Below are 14,774 nucleotides of genomic sequence, written 5' to 3' on the forward strand. Positions count from 1 at the left end.
CGGCGTGATCAGTGCGGGGCCGACGCGCGGTGGGCGGTCAGCGGGTCGAGGCCGAAGTCGCCCTCCGGATCCCGCCACACCGAATGCGCGTGATTGGCGTGCCGCTGCGTGTTGTCGTACTCGACGAGCAGACGCGGTCCGGTGAGCCGGTAGTAGTGCGGTTCGCCCGGCGCGAGGCTCCCTGCCCAGGCCAGGTGCACGAGGTCGAGGTTGCGGTCGTCGAGGTAGTGCCGGCGGTGGGCGTCGGCGATCGGCTGGGGCGAGCGGTCGGTGTACGTCGCGAGCAGGCCTCGCAGCAGACGTCGTTGCTCCGCCGTCATGTCCCGCGCGGCGACACCCTGCGGTCGGTGGCCGATGGCGAGCCGCGCGTGGTCCGCTTCGGTGTAGCCGGAACCGTTCTCCGCGACTTCGTCGATCCGGTCGACGAGAGCGGCCAGGCGCGGGGTGGGCAGCGGGCCGCGGAACAGGTGCTGCATGTGGATCATCCGGTCGCCCGGCCGGACGACGGCCCGGTTGCCGGAGACGATGTCGGAGATCGCACGGGGGTGGAGCATGGCCTGGGCTCGTTCGGGCGCCGGAAGGGATTCCATCAGCGTGCGCGCGAGTTCCTCCGGGCCGCCGAGCGGTCGCAGTGTCCAGCCGAGCATCGGCGAGCACGCGGGGTCGGCGCCGAGGAACGACGGGGTCACCGCGGCGATCCGTCCGTCCCGCACCAGCAGGTTGACCGACAGGTGGTGTCCGCCCACGCGCCAGCCCCACGTGGTGTCGCCGGGCTGACCGAAGACCCGGACCCAGTACAGGCCGGGATCGCGGCCACGCTCCCTGCCCCAGTCCGCCTGCCACCCCTCGAGCTCGTCGAGGACGTTCTCCAGGCCCATCACGGTGCAGGCGGTGACGTAGGCCTGGCGGGTCAGGCCGGTGGCCAGCAGCTGCATGACCAGGCTCTGCTGCCGGGGCGCGAGCTCGCGCAGCGCGACTCCGCCGTGGTCGGTGGGGGTGTAGAACCACCGGACCCGTTCGGCTTCGACCGAGGGATCGTCGAGCGGATGCTGGTGAGCGCGGCCGCGAAGCGCCGGTGGAAGCCCGTCGAGGAGTTCGGTGGCGACCCGTGTCATGTGCGCGACGGTGGTGTGCTCGTCCATGGTCAGCTTGCGGCCGGGTCGTCCGCGATGTCGAGCATGACCTTGATGGCGTCACCCCGCCGCTCGGCGTAGGTGTCGAACGCCTCGGTCACCTCCTCGAGCGGGAAGTGGTGCGTCACCAGGCGGCCGGTGTCGAGCCGCCCGCGACGCGCCAGGGAGATGCCGCGCGCCAGGGAGCCTGCTCCTTCACCGCGGACGGTGTGCAGCGTGACACCGTTCATCACCGCACGGTTGAGATCGGCGGTCACCGGCTGGTCGAAGAAGCCCACCAGAACGATCACGCCACCGCGTTTGACCAGACCGAGGGCTTCGTCGACCGCCGCTGGTGCACCGGAGCACTCCAGGACGACGTCGACACCCTGCCCGGAGGTGACGGCGCGAACCCGCTCGACGGCGGTGCCGTCGCGGACGTCGAGGGCGAGATCGGCGCCGAAGATCTTCCCCAGTTCCAACCGGGACTCCCGCGTGCCGAGCAACGCGACCAGTTCCGCGCCGAGGGCGTTGGCGACCTGCACCGCGAGCAACCCGATGGGTCCTGGGCCGAGAACGGCGACCCCGGCACCGACGAGCAGATCGCCCAGCACGTCGAAGGCGTGCATGACGGTGCCGACCGTCGTCAGCACGACACCCGCGTCGAAGCCGACTTCGTCGGGCAGGCGGTGCAGCGTCGAGACGTGGTTGAGGACGTAGTCCGCGAAGCCGCCGTTGACGGTCATGCCCTGGGTCCGGTGCCCCTTCTCGTGGCGGCCGCTGTTCAGGCACGCGGTGTAGGACCCGGAAAGGCAGTTCGCGCACCGCATGCAGCCGCGGTGTGCCTCGGTGACGACCCTGTCGCCGACGCGAAACTCGTCCACTGTGGACCCGACCGCCACCACCCGGCCGGCGTATTCGTGGCCGGGCACGAACGTGCCCGGCGGCGGGCCGCCGTCGGGGAAGAACGCCCGGCTGCGGATCTTGAGGTCGGTGCCGCACAGTGACGCGCGGTGCACCCGCACCAGCACGTCTTCTGGTCCCGGCTCCGGCACGGGAAGTTCCTCCACGCGCAGGTGCCCGGGATCGGCCAGCACCGCCGCCCGCATCACGTCCGGGATCGCGGCCATCGACGATTCCTCACTTTCCTCCGGCGGTTCAGCCCAGTTTCGATGCCGCGGACCGAGGGTGTCCAAGACCGAACTCCACTGCCTCGAATAGTTGCCGCCTATGGCCGGGGTAATAGGAAACAACTATGCGAGGAACACGATTTTGGTATTTGCGCGCCCGGCGCGGAAACCGGTTCGGTGGTTCGGAAACCGGAAGGAGCGCAATGGATCTCGGGATCGCGGATCGAGTGGCGCTGGTGCACGGCGCCGGCGGAGGGCTCGGCGGGGCGGTTGCCCGGCGGCTCGCGGCGGAAGGCGCCGTGGTCGCGGTGGCAGATGTGCGCGCCGAAGCGGCGGAAGCCACCGCCCGGGCGATCCGCGACGCCGGTGGCCGCGCCCTGCCCCTCGCCTGGAACCTCGCCAACCTGTCCGCGATCGACGCGCACGTCGCGCGGATCGAGGCCGAACTGGGCCCGGTGGACATCCTGGTGAACAACACCGGCGGCCCGCCGCCGACTGCGGCGCTCGGCAACCCGCCGGCTGTCTGGGAGGAGCACTTCCGGTCCATGGTGCTGTCGGTGGTGGCGATCGCGGACCGCGTCGTTCCCCGCATGTGCGACCGCGGGTGGGGACGGATCGTGACCAGCACCAGTTCCGGTGTCGTCGCGCCCATCCCGAACCTCGGCCTGTCCAACTCACTGCGGTCGGCGTTGCTGGGCTGGTCGAAGACCCTGGCTCGCGAGGTGGGCCACGCCGGGGTCACGGCCAACGTCGTCGTTCCCGGCAGGATCGGCACCGGCCGCACCCGCTCGCTCGACGAGAACCGGGCCGAACGCGAAGGACGATCGGTGGACGAGGTCGCCGGCGAGAGCACCGCCTCGATCCCCGTCGGCCGCTACGGCGAGCCCGCCGAGTACGCCGCTGTCGTGGCGTTCCTCGCCAGTGCCCAGGCCTCCTACGTCACCGGGTCGCTCGTCCGGGTCGACGGCGGCCTCATCCCCAGCATCTGACCTCGAGGAGCGTCGACCCGTGAGCCTGATCAACCGCTCCAGCCGAGGCGTCTACGCGATCGTGCCCACCCCGTTCCACCCCGACGGGCGGCCCGACCTCGACTCGCTGCGCCGGCTCGTCGACTTCTACTCCGCGGTCGGGGTCGACGGCCTGACCGTGCTCGGGCAGATGGGCGAAGCTGCGAAGCTGACCCAGGACGAGTCCGTCGAGATCGTCTGGGCGGTCCTCGACCGGACCGACCTGCCGGTCGTCGTCGGCGTGTCCTCCCCCGGTTTCGGCACGATGCGCACCCTCACCGACCAGGTCATGACACGCGGGGCGGCAGGCGTGATGATCGCGCCACCCAGCACCCTCCGCACCGACGACCAGATCGTCGGCTACTACGCCCAGGCCGCGCAGGCGCTCGGTCCCGAGGTCCCGATCGTCGTGCAGGACTACCCGCTGACGTTCTCCGTCGTCATGTCGGTGCCGGTGTTGCGCCGGATCGCGTGCGAGGTGCCGTCGGTGGTGATGCTCAAGCACGAGGACTGGCCAGGGCTGGAGAAGATCAGCGCGCTGCGCGCTGCGGAGGAGAACGGCGAGATGCCGCGCCTGTCGATCCTGTGCGGCAACGGCGGCCTGTTCCTCGACTTCGAGATGGCACGGGGAGCGGACGGCGCCATGACCGGTTACTGCTTCCCCGAACTGCTGGTCGACGTCGTCCGTCTCGCAGGCGAGGAACGGCACGACCTCTTCGACGCCCACCTGCCCCTGATTCGCTACGAGCAGCAACCAGGGGTGGGGCTCGCGGTCCGCAAACACGTCCTGCACCGGCGCGGGCTGCTGGCGAGCGACGCCCAGCGCAGGCCGGGACGGACCCTCACCAGGACCGAGCGTGACGAGGTCGACCTGCTGCTGGAGCGCCTCGGCAGGCGCGACACCCGCACCCGGCTCTGAGGCCGGCCGGGCAGGCCGGCCTCAGAGCGGACCTGCTCAGGTGGGAGTGCAGGTCAGCCTCGACGCTGCCGCTCCCCCGGTGGCCTGGAACCCGAAGGTGGTACTGCCACCCGCACCGATCGAGCCGTTCCACCCGACGTCGGTGGCGACCACGCCGGTGGCGTTCTGCCGCAGGGTGGTGTTCCACGAGTTGGTGACCTGCTGGCCGGCCGGCCACGTCCAGCTGACCCGCCACCCGCTCATCGCCGTGGCGCGGTTGTTGGTGACGGTGACCGTCGCGACGTGCCCGGTGCCCCATTCGCCGTTGACCTGCAGGTTCGCCGTGCATCCGGCGGGTGGCAGGACCAGGAGCGTGATGGAGTTCGCCGGATACGTCGCCTCGACCCGGCCGTTGCTCACCTGGAGGTCGGTGCCGCGCACGATGGCGCCCAGGTTGGCCGGGCCGTAGGTGAACCGCTGCGCCGCGCCGGTGCTGTCGAACCCGGCGACCGACAACGGCGAGGTCAGGTCGTCGCCGGTCTTGTTGACGACCATGACGGTCAGCGCCTTGTCCGACGAGCGCTCCGCGGCGTACACGGACAGCCTGCCCTGGTCGGCAGAAGCCGCCGACACGCTGACGTCGCCGAACCGGCTGCCCGCTCCGTCGTAGTTGCGGTACATCCGGAACGCGTACGCGCCGGGATCGGTCGGCTTGGGCTCGCCCCACATCGTGGCGAGGTCGAGGCCCTCACGCCCGAAGACGCCCAGGACGTCGGCCTGCGCCAGCGCGCCGTTGATGTCGTCGAGAGCGCCCCAGTTGTACTCGGTGATCGCGGTCTTGGTGCCGGGGTAGTACTGGTCGATCCACGACTTCATCGTGCGGATGAACTGCAGCGGCGGCGCGTTGACCCCACCAGGCCCGATCCACGACTCCTCGACGTAGGTCGGGTCCCACAGCGACCGGATGGACCGCAACCGCAACGCGTTGGCCTCGGGCGTCTTGTCACCGCTGATCTGCGGGTAGAAGTGCTGGTCGAAGTAGTCCAGGTAGCGCTTGCCGCCGTGCGCGTCGCTGTAGTCCTTCATGTTCTTCAGGTACCACTGCGACAGGTTGAGCCCGCCGTGCGCGGCCGAATCGGCACCCGGTCCGCAACCGTCCACACCGGACGCGACCCACTCGCAGTACCCCCAGCCGGACGGGCCCAGCACCGCCGCGCTCGGATCGGCGGCCTTGATCGCCGCGGCGGTCGCGGTGCCCTTGTTCCCCAGCTCGTCGTACGAGACCAGTTCCGGGTGCACGTCACGATGCGTGTGGGCCCACAGCACCGGTTCGTTGTCGAGCTCGTAGATCGGGACGCCGCCCTGCGCCGCCGTGCCGAACCTGCTCACCAGGTGCGACACCATCTCACCGGCGAACGCCGCGTCCGCGGGAATCGAGCTGTCGGTCGGCACGCCGGTGAGGTTCTGCCCGTTCAGCTGACCGTTGCCGCAGTTGGGGTCCCACTCGTCGAACCGGTCCTGCTGCGGGAACCGGGTCGCGGGGAACCCGCAGTTGAACGGGTGGGAGGAGGGCGAGTCCTTGGCCACCCAGCCGACCATGGGCACGGTGACGACCGGCTTGATGCCACGACCGAGGTTCGAGCCGACCACGCCTTCGACGGAATGCGCCTCGTCGGCGACGATGTTCTCGAAGAACCAGTCGCTGCCCGTGTTGTAGGTGCGGTTCTTGAAGTTGTAGCGACTGGACGCGTTGCCGCCCCAGCGAGCCACCGTCTGGCCGATCTCGGCGTTGAACGCCGGATCGCCGCCGTTCAGGCCGTAGATGTCGGGGCTGATCGCGTGCCGGGCGGCGGAGGAGTCCACCGACAGCGCGGGCCCAGCGGCCGCCGCCGCTGCACTCGTGGCTGTCTGGACGGTGAACGTCGCGGCGACCAGGGACGCCGCCAGGCCTGCGGACATGATCGATCGCGGTTTCCGCAATCGCCGACTACCTGCCACGAAGTCCTCCCCTGGTCCAGTGCATCGATATTTCTTTTCCTCTCGACACTGGCGAGGAGTTCGAAACAAGTCAAGCCGTTGCCACCACGTTCGACGGAATTCGACTCGAACCATCGAAACGTCTGTCCAGAAATATGTTCAGCCAATTCAAAAAGCCTCCTCGAATTGACACCCAAAGGCGTTGAGGCCCCTCAGGCCGTTCCACACCGAGGCGGCTGGTGGGAACGGCCTGCGGAGGATCGGGGTGACGTCAGTGCGCGGTCATGAGCACTGCGCACCGTTCAGCGTGAAGCCGTTCGGCGCCGCGGCCTGCCCGTTGGCCTGGTAGCCGATCGTGACGCTCTGCCCAGGGGCGAGGTCCGGGCTCCAGCTCGGCGCGGTCGCGGTGACCGTCGACCCGCTCTGCGTCACGGTCGCGTTCCAGCCGTTGGTCACCGAGACACCGGACGGCGCGGTCCAGGTCGACCGCCAGTTGTTCGCGGTCGACGATCCGGTGTTGGTGAGCGTCACCTCGGCCGTGAAACCGCTCCCCCACGAGTTGGTTACCTTGTGCGCCGCACGGCAAGAACCGGGACCTCCGGGGTTCGGAGTGGTGGTGGTCGTGGTGGGTCCACCGCCACCGCCATCGCCGGAAGGCGAGAACGAGAACGAGTTCACCGCGAGACCCGGCCCTCCCTGCCACGGCTCGAACCCGAACTGCACGCTGGTGAGGTACCAGGAGGTCTGCACCTGGCCCCTGCGCACGGCGTCGTTCGCGAACTCGGCGAGGTTCAGGTTGAGCGAGTTGGTGGTCTGCTGACGGACGTAGGAGATGACGTTCCAGCCGATGTTGCCGACCCAGACGTCCCAGCCGGTACCGGCGAGGGACGCGGTACCGACCTTGCTGCCGATGGGCTGGGGCGGACCCTGGTGGCTGCCCCAGATCATCAGCTCGGCGCCGGTGTTCTGCCCCGACTGGTTGGGGTTGGGGTCGAACCAGAGGTCGTAGGAGGCGTTCCAGGAGCCGCTCGCCGTGCTGTAGGCGACGCTGGAGGAGAGCGTGCCGAACCTGTTCACCTGCAAGGGAAGTCCGCTGCCGCTGGAGCAGTTGCCGTAGTGGCAGCCGGCGTAGATCGACGGGTAGGCGGCGGGCGCTCCGTTGGTCGGCACGTTGTGGTTGCCGGAGGTGATGGTGAAACCGTTGTCGGAGACGCTGATGCACTGGCCGTCGCTCGCGCCCCACTCGTTGTTCTCGACGACGTAGCGGCCACCCTGGATCTTGGTCGAGCCGAACTTCTCGCAGATGGTCGTGGCGGCGGTGGCCTCGGGTGGACCGAACGCCACCACCAGTCCCGCCACGGCCGTGACGGCGGCCAGCAGCAGTGCCGCCGGCCGGAGGGTTCGAACACGCATGGCGAACAACTCCTTTGTTGATCGGGGTGAGGGGTGCCGGCGCGTCCCCGGCGGTGTCGTGCCGGGGACGCGCCGGCGCCGACCTGCTATCCGAACAGTTCCGCGTGCAGGGAGAACGCCGTGGCGATCTCGGCCTGCGCCCAGAACCTGTGGTAGGTGAAGGTCGGAGCCGGGCCACCGTCGAGGTACCGCTGCACCTTCGGCCAGTCCGGGTCGTTCTTGTAGAAGGAGCGGATCGACAGGAACGTGGAGTTCTGGTCGATCTTGTCGCCGTTCGGCATCGTGCCCGTCCAGCCCGGCGGGACGTAGACGCCCTCACCGGTGGTGGCGTTGTACTTGTCGTCGAACCGCTTGTAGTCCTCGCGGGTCTCCGGGATGGCGATGCCCTTGGCGTCCTGGTGGGACAGCAACGCCGTCAGCAGACCCTCACCCGTGGTCCGCGCCGGGCCGTTGCCCGCCTTGGCCGCGTAGTTGAGAAGGGTCTTGGCGAACGACGCTGCCACACCGACGTCCTGGCTCTGGTTCAGCACCTTCACCCGCAGGTTCGCGTTCGCGCCCGGCGAGGTCGGGTTCCAGTTGTCCGGCGCGCCGGTCCACTCCAGATCGTTCGGGATCTGGAACGCCCCGTTCGCACCGACCGTGGTGTTGGCGAGCGCCCACGGCACCCACTTGTCCAGGATCTTCTTCGCCCGCGGGTCACCGGTCTTCTGGTACAGCGCGGCCGTGCGTTCCATCTGCCACACCTGGAAACCGAACCAGCGGTTCGACGGCGGGTCGCGCCACACCGGGTGCGCGTCGTAGAACATGCCGTAGAACGTCGGCGTGCCCGCGGGAGGCGTGCCGTAGTGGCCCTCCCAGCTGTTCGTGACACCACCGGCGATGGCACCGTCGGCGGACTGCAGCCACTGCAGGAGCTCGAGCTGACGGTCCATGCTCTTGGCCCAGTCCTGCTGACCCGTGGCCGACTTCGGCTTCAGCGACGGGACGTTGGCCAACGCGTACGCCGCGAGCGGGTTCTGGTAACCCTGGTGCGAGGCACCGTCACCGATGCGCCACGCCCAGCCCGCGCTCGTGTCCGTCGCACCACCCCACGCGTAGTACCAGGACATCAGGTAGTGCTCGCTGTCCTTGCCGGTGGCGGCGGGGCACGTCGTCGGGCTGGTGCAGTTGCCGATCTTCTTGAAGTACTTGTCGAACATCGCGTACCTCAAGTAGTCGCCCATCTTCGCGGCCTTCGCGAGCTCCGGCGCGATCACGGACTGCTTGCCCTGCTCGGTCGCCCACTGCTCGGCGAACATGGCCACCTGCACCGCGCGGGCGTCCGCGTCCGGCGCGTTGGTGTACTTCCACTGCTTGGCGTAGGACTTGTCCTTGGTGAACAGGTCCAGATAACCGTTGGGGCCACCGTGTTTGAACGTGTCGCAGGACGGCTGCGGGATGGTCTCCCACACCGACTCCGACGACCCGCGCTGGTAGGTGTTGATGTACGACGGCGCCGTCGTGCCGTCACCGCACCGGCCGAAGCCGAGGGTGTTGTCGACGTCCAGCAGCCAGTGCATGCCGTAGATGTCGTCGGTGCCGTACGCGGCCTTCAGCTCGGCGGCGATCGGGTCAGAGCCGACCGGGACACTGCTGTCCAGTTCGGACGGATAGCCGGTCATCTTGTCATGCTCCGGCGCGTACGTCGCGGGCTTCGTCGCGTTGTACTTGTCGTTGGTGGGCTGGTCGGCCTTGGCCGGGATGATGAACTTCTCCATCGACGCCCACGCCGACTTGAACGGAGCCCAGTCACCGCTGATCTTGCCGTAGCTCGCCTCCAGCCACAGGTAGTAGCTGAACGCCTCCGACGTCGTCTGGTGCCCGTGGTCGGGCGCCTCGACGTTCAGCGTCTCCACCGCGTGGTAGGGCACCAGCAGTTCGCCGAACTTGCGGAAGTAGCCGCTGGCCGGATCCTTGATCTTGTTGTACTGGGTGAGGAACGCCTCCTGGAACTTGGGGATCGTCGACGAGATCTCCTTGGCCGTCACCGAGGCCGACGCGTAGCCGGGCGCGGTGACGGAGAAGACCGCCGTCGCGAGGTCGCCGCCGTTGGCCGCCGAGGTGACGGTGACGTTCTGCGGCGTGTTCCAGTTGGCCGTGGTGAACGTCAGGGACGTCGGCGCCGCGGCGAGGTCCGTGCTGCCCGACGAACGGGCGACCGCGACGGTCACCGACGACGACGGCTGGCTCGCCAGCGTCACCCCGAAGGTCGCCTGGTCACCCTGCTTCACGTTGATCGTCGCCGGGGACGCCACGATCGTCGCCCCGGCCAACACCTTGATCGGCACGGGCGTCGTCGTGGTGACGGCACCGAGGTTGTCGGTCGCGCGTGCGGCGACAGCGTGGTCACCGACGGACGCACCCGTCCAGGAACCTTCGTAGGGTGCGGTCGTGTCGGTCGAGAGGACGACGCCGTCGACCAGGAACTCGACCTTGGACACGGTGCCGTCGCTGTCGGACGCGGTGGCCGCGAGCGGGATCGTCTGTCCATTTTGGAACGACTGGCCCGCCGTCGGCGAGGTCACCGACACCGCCGGTGCCTTGTTGCCGCCGCCGCACGACACACCGTTGACCGCGAAGTCGGTCGGCTTGCCGTTGGCCGCCGCACCACGCGTGCCCTGGAAACCGAAGGCCACCGAGCCGCCGGTGCCGATGTTGCGGTTCCAGTCCACCGGCGTGACGCTGACCTTGGCACCGGTCTGCGTGTGGTTGCCGTTCCACAGGTTGGTGATCTGCTGACCGTCCGGAAAGGTCCAGCTGAGGGTCCAGCCGTTGATCGGGTCGCCCTCGTTCTTGATGGCCACGTCGGCGACGAAGCCGGAGCCCCAGTCGCTCGTGATGCTGTAGTTCACCGAGCACGCCACCGCGGCGTGCGCGACGGCCGGCATCACCGCCGCCGTGACGATCGCGGCCGCCGCGAGGGCGACGGGCCCACTGCGCAACCGTCCCGCTCTGGTCCGGTACCTCATTCGTTCCTCCTCCGTCACGGGTCAGCCGTTGACCCGCGGGCTTGGATTCGGCGCGGGACGCCTGCACACCCCTGACGTCCCGCGCCGAGGTTTGAGCGGGGCTCGGCACCCCTGGTGAGCGCACCGCCCTGGCAGGCGATGGCGCGAAGTCGGTGATGTCGCCGGCGACAGGCGCCCGCGAAGTGGTGGAGCCGTTCTGCCCGGACGGTCAGAGCGACCGAGCTGGTCTGCCAGGAGACCGGTCACGCGTGGCCGGATTCGCCGACGGAACCGGGGCCACAACAGTCGCTGATATCGCTCTCGACATGCGCCTGTGCATGTGAGCCTCCAATGGCAGGGGATGCAAGAGGTTGATCTGGGAGCGCTCCCAGACGCGGACTGTAACGGACAAGAAACCTCTTCAAAGAGGGTCTCCCCGGAATTTGGTCCGAATGCCCAGCTTCAAGCCGGATATACCTGCCGAACGATGGCCCGCACTGCGCCAAAAAGCCTACAAACGGCCCTATTGCACGGATGTCGAGTTCACATGCACGTACACGGCGCGACGCTGAATCGATACGAGCACCAATGCCCGCTCGCCCGTTCGGTCCACCCCCCGCTCTGCGAGTTCATGTCCACGAACCGTTAGATCGACTAACAAGCATTTCTGGCGCCGAACGGTGTAATGGTGTTCCGCCTTTCGGCCCCGATCTTCGACACTGTGAACCAGGTTAACCAAAAGTGTCCGGGACGTTATCTGGTCACCTGAACGGCCCAGCGCCACGCCGAATCGATCTACAGAAAGCAACTTGCGCGCGCAAGGAAATCGTTTCACGTCGCGCCGTGACAACAGATCTGAACCCAAAACACCACTTTGCGTTCAAAATCGACGATTGCTCGCACGAAATTCGTCGTTCGACGAAGTCTTTCTGAACAGGTCCTTGTTGGTTACTGTCCCGTCCTCACTGGGAGCGCTCCCAGATCAGCCCCGGCAACGATGCTGCGAGGACCCTTCATGCGATCAAGGAATCTGGTGCGCGGCGGATCAGCCGTCGCCGCACTGACGCTCTGCACGAGCGTGCTGGTACTGGTCGGCAACCAGGCCAGTGCCGCCGCCGGGTGTTCGGTGGACTACCAAACCAACCAGTGGGACACCGGCTTCACCGCGAACGTCACGGTGAACAACCTGGGTGACGCGATCTCCGACGGCTGGACCCTCGAGTGGGACTTCGGTGGCAACCAGCAGATCACGAACCACTGGAACGCCACCATCACCCAGTCCGGACAACACGTCACGGCCAAGAACCCGGACTGGGCCAAGGGTTTGGCGACCGGCGGGTCGCACAGCCTCGGCTTCCAGGCCTCCTACTCCGGCACGAACGCCAAGCCCACGAGCTTCAAGCTGAACGGCACGGCGTGCACGGGCGGTCCGGTCGAGACCACGACCACCACGACGACGACCACCACCACGACCACCACGACCTCGGAGAACCCGGGGAACCCCGGTGACCACGTGCCCAACCCGTACGCGGGCGCCACCGGCTACCTCAACCCCGACTACGTCGACCAGGTCAACACGCTCGCCACGAGCACGGGCGGTGCGCTCGGCACGGCGATGCGCAAGGTGGCGCAGAACTCGACGGCCGTGTGGATGGACCGCATCGGCGCGATCACCGCGGGCCGCGGCCTGCGCGGTCACCTGGACGAGGCGCTGCGCCAGCAGGCCGCGGCCGGCCGGCCGGTGGTGTTCCAGGTCGTCGTGTACGACCTGCCCAACCGCGACTGCTCGGCCCTGGCGTCCAACGGTGAGCTCGAGGTCAGCAAGAACGGCCTCGCCCGGTACAAGGCCGAGTACATCGACCCCATCGCGTCGATCCTGGGTGACTCGAAGTACCGCGACCTGCGCATCGTCGCGATCATCGAACCCGACTCGCTGCCCAACCTCGTCACCAACACCGCGAAGCCCAAGTGCGCCGAGGCGAAGTCCAGTGGCGCGTACGTGCAGGGCATCCAGTACGCGCTCAACAAGCTGAGCGCGATCTCGAACGTCTACAACTACCTGGACATCGCGCACTCCGCGTGGCTGGGCTGGGACAGCAACATCGTGCCGGCCGTGCAGCTGTACACCGACGTGGTCAGGGGCACGACCAAGGGCTTCGGCAGCGTCGACGGCTTCATCACCGACACGGCGAACTACACGCCGGTCGAGGAGCCGCACCTGACCGATCCGATGAAGACCGTCGGCGGCCAGCCGCTGAAGTCCGCGAAGTTCTACGAGTGGAACCCGTACTTCGACGAGGCCGACTACGGTGCCGAACTGCACCGGCGGTTCGTGGCGGCGGGCTTCCCGAGCGGCATCGGCATGCTGGTCGACACCTCCCGCAACGGCTGGGGCGGCGCGAACCGGCCTGCCGGCGCCACCGGGTCCACTGTGGACGAGTACGTCAACTCCGGGCGCATCGACCGCCGGCTGCACCGCGGCAACTGGTGCAACCAGGTCGGTGCGGGCATCGGCCTGCGCCCGCAGGCCTCGCCGCGGCCGAACTTCGACGCCTACGTCTGGATCAAGCCGCCGGGTGAGTCCGACGGCATCGCGACCAAGACCAGTGGCCCGAACGAGGAAGGCAAGCAGCACGACCCGATGTGCGACCCCGCCTTCCGCGGCGACCAGCAGTCCAACGGCGGCAACCTGACCGGCGCGATGCCGGGCGCACCGCACGCCGGCGTCTGGTTCCCGGCCCAGTTCAAGATGCTCGTCGAGAACGCCTACCCGGCGCTGTAAGGGGATACGTCGCATGCGCAACAAGGCTGTTGCGAGCGGCGTGGTGGCGGCGACACTCCTCGCGGGTGTCGCCGCCCTCGCCGCCGGGGGCAGTGCTCAGGCCGCCCCGTCACCTTTCTACGTGGACCCGGACACCAGCGCGGCCAAGTGGGTCGCCGCCAATCCCGGCGACCCCAAGGCGCCGATCATCCGGGAGCGCCTCGCGGCCACCCCGCAGGCCAGATGGTTCACCACCACCAACACCGGCACCGTGCGGGGCGAGGTCGACGCCTTCGTCGGCGCCGCCGCGGCCGCGGGCAAGATCCCGATCATGGTCGTCTACAACATCCCCAACCGCGACTGCGGAGGCGCGAGCGGTGGCGGTGCGCCGTCGCACGACGCCTACCGGGCCTGGGTCGACCAGGTGGCGGCGGGCATCGCGGGACGTCCGGCGGCGATCGTGCTGGAGCCGGACGTGCTGCCGCTGATGTCGAACTGCCAGTCGGCCGACCAGCAGAACCAGACCAAGGCGTCGATGGCCTACGCGGGCAAGAAGCTCAAGTCCGGTTCCGCGCAGACCAAGGTGTACTTCGACATCGGGCACTCGGCGTGGCTCTCACCCGGCGAGGCCGCGGCCCGGCTCCGCGCGGCCGACATCACCAACAGCGCCGACGGCATCTCGACCAACGTGTCCAACTACCGGTGGACCAGCGACGAGGTGTCCTACGCGAAGTCGGTGCTGAGCGCGGTGGGCGACTCCCGGCTCAAGGCCGTGATCGACACCAGCCGCAACGGCAACGGTCCCGCGGGCAGCGAGTGGTGCGACCCGGCCGGACGCGCGATCGGCACACCCAGCACGGACCAGACCGGTGACGGCCAGATCGCGGCGTTCCTGTGGGTCAAGCTGCCGGGCGAGGCCGACGGGTGCATCGCACCGGCCGGCCAGTTCGTCCCGCAGCGCGCGTACGACCTCGCGGCCGCCGGCAACTGGCAGCCGACCACCACCACCACGACTACCAGCACAACTACTACGACAACGACAACCACAACGACGACGACCTCGCAAGGGCCGGGTACGTGCAAGGTGACCCACAAGGTGGTCAGCTCGTGGTCGTCCGGCTACACCGGCGAGATCGTCATCGAGAACCGCGGGGCACCCGTCGACGGCTGGACGCTCACGTTCTCCGCGCCGGGAGTGACCGTCACCCAGGGCTGGAACGGGACCTGGACCGACACGGGCGACACCGTGCGGGTCCAGAGCGAGTCCTGGAACGGCAAGCTCGCGACCGGCGGCACCGCGACCATCGGGTACAACGCGAACTACAACGGCGGCACCCCACCGTTCCTCTCCCCCGCCATGAACGGCACGGCGTGCGTCTGAGCCGTGACCGGCCCTGATCGCGTGCCCTCTCCGGTCCACCGCACCGGAGAGGGCACGCCTGCATGTTCGCGCTAACATGAGAGCGCTCTCCTCCATCCACATGCGTCA

The 14,774-nt window shown here is 68.5% G+C and carries 9 protein-coding genes; 4 read left to right on the forward strand and 5 right to left on the reverse strand.

Going from position 1 to position 14,774, the window contains the following annotated elements; all coding sequences use genetic code 11:
• Positions 1 to 8: 8 nt before the first annotated feature.
• Both IEZ09_RS20170 and IEZ09_RS20175 read right to left on the reverse strand, forming a co-directional pair.
• A complete protein-coding gene (locus IEZ09_RS20170; RefSeq protein WP_189255263.1) occupies positions 9 to 1,142 on the reverse strand; it encodes a DUF3500 domain-containing protein in 1,134 nt (377 codons plus the stop codon).
• A 2-nt stretch (positions 1,143 to 1,144) separates the two neighbouring features.
• On the reverse strand, positions 1,145 to 2,242 hold the full coding sequence (locus tag IEZ09_RS20175; RefSeq protein ID WP_189255264.1) for a zinc-dependent alcohol dehydrogenase: 1,098 nt from the start codon (positions 2,240 to 2,242) through the stop codon (positions 1,145 to 1,147).
• A gap of 203 nt (positions 2,243 to 2,445) precedes the next feature.
• Here IEZ09_RS20175 and IEZ09_RS20180 point away from each other — a divergent pair, with 203 nt between their 5' ends.
• Together IEZ09_RS20180 and IEZ09_RS20185 are read left to right on the forward strand one after the other, a co-directional pair.
• Positions 2,446 to 3,231 (forward strand): SDR family oxidoreductase, encoded by a 786-nt coding sequence (locus tag IEZ09_RS20180; RefSeq protein ID WP_189255265.1) that lies wholly within the window; start codon positions 2,446 to 2,448, stop codon positions 3,229 to 3,231.
• A gap of 19 nt (positions 3,232 to 3,250) precedes the next feature.
• Positions 3,251 to 4,168: a dihydrodipicolinate synthase family protein gene (locus IEZ09_RS20185; protein ID WP_189255266.1), complete on the forward strand. Its 918-nt coding sequence runs from the start codon at positions 3,251 to 3,253 to the stop codon at positions 4,166 to 4,168.
• Positions 4,169 to 4,204: 36 nt separating this feature from the next.
• Here the strand turns inward: IEZ09_RS20185 and IEZ09_RS20190 are convergent, their stop codons facing one another.
• The 3 genes from IEZ09_RS20190 to IEZ09_RS20200 form a co-directional block, all read right to left on the reverse strand.
• Positions 4,205 to 6,106 (reverse strand): glycoside hydrolase family 44 protein, encoded by a 1,902-nt coding sequence (locus IEZ09_RS20190; RefSeq protein WP_189255267.1) that lies wholly within the window; start codon positions 6,104 to 6,106, stop codon positions 4,205 to 4,207.
• A 300-nt stretch (positions 6,107 to 6,406) separates the two neighbouring features.
• Complete coding sequence (locus IEZ09_RS20195; RefSeq protein WP_189255268.1) at positions 6,407 to 7,537, reverse strand: GH12 family glycosyl hydrolase domain-containing protein; 1,131 nt, start codon at positions 7,535 to 7,537, stop codon at positions 6,407 to 6,409.
• Between the two features lie 86 nt (positions 7,538 to 7,623).
• On the reverse strand, positions 7,624 to 10,545 hold the full coding sequence (locus tag IEZ09_RS20200; RefSeq protein ID WP_189255269.1) for a glycoside hydrolase family 48 protein: 2,922 nt from the start codon (positions 10,543 to 10,545) through the stop codon (positions 7,624 to 7,626).
• Between the two features lie 994 nt (positions 10,546 to 11,539).
• On the opposite strand from IEZ09_RS20200, the gene IEZ09_RS20205 reads away from it, so the two are divergent.
• Both IEZ09_RS20205 and IEZ09_RS20210 read left to right on the forward strand, forming a co-directional pair.
• Complete coding sequence (locus tag IEZ09_RS20205) at positions 11,540 to 13,306, forward strand: glycoside hydrolase family 6 protein (RefSeq protein ID WP_189255270.1); 1,767 nt, start codon at positions 11,540 to 11,542, stop codon at positions 13,304 to 13,306.
• Between the two features lie 13 nt (positions 13,307 to 13,319).
• A complete protein-coding gene (locus tag IEZ09_RS20210) occupies positions 13,320 to 14,666 on the forward strand; it encodes a glycoside hydrolase family 6 protein (RefSeq protein WP_189255271.1) in 1,347 nt (448 codons plus the stop codon).
• Positions 14,667 to 14,774: the final 108 nt, after the last annotated feature.

It is taken from the genome of Lentzea flava, from assembly GCF_014648475.1.
In the GTDB taxonomy this organism is placed as follows: domain Bacteria; phylum Actinomycetota; class Actinomycetes; order Mycobacteriales; family Pseudonocardiaceae; genus Lentzea; species Lentzea flava.